Origin of the sequence: Marinomonas gallaica (assembly GCF_001639745.1) — a bacterium.
GTDB classification, from domain to species: Bacteria; Pseudomonadota; Gammaproteobacteria; order Pseudomonadales; family Marinomonadaceae; genus Marinomonas; species Marinomonas gallaica.
Genome location: NZ_LTAX01000101.1, coordinates 1 through 247, shown reverse-complemented (window position 1 = coordinate 247; position 247 = coordinate 1). Strand labels below are relative to the sequence as shown.

At 47.4% G+C, this 247-nt stretch carries 1 pseudogene; it reads right to left on the bottom strand.

The features are described 5' to 3' along the window. Positions 1-247 (bottom strand): annotated as a pseudogene (locus tag AYW76_RS18800) (hemagglutinin); the annotation flags it as partial.

Here is a 247-nt window from a genome sequence, read left to right as displayed (position 1 = left end):
CGAAGAACCGTTCCAGAACGCATTTTCATACCCAGAGCTATAGTGCACGCGCATGGTTAACTGGAACGTCAGTGGCGCGGTGTTCATCCACTCCTTGTACATATCGAATACAACGTTGCCAAAATAGTGCGCATCGTTTAGGGGAGAATAAGCACCATTTATGTACTTGTGGTCGGTGAAGTTTGTTCCATCAGTACAGTCGTATGTGTACGCTTGACTGCCAGATGTCCCGTGGTTCAAATCGATG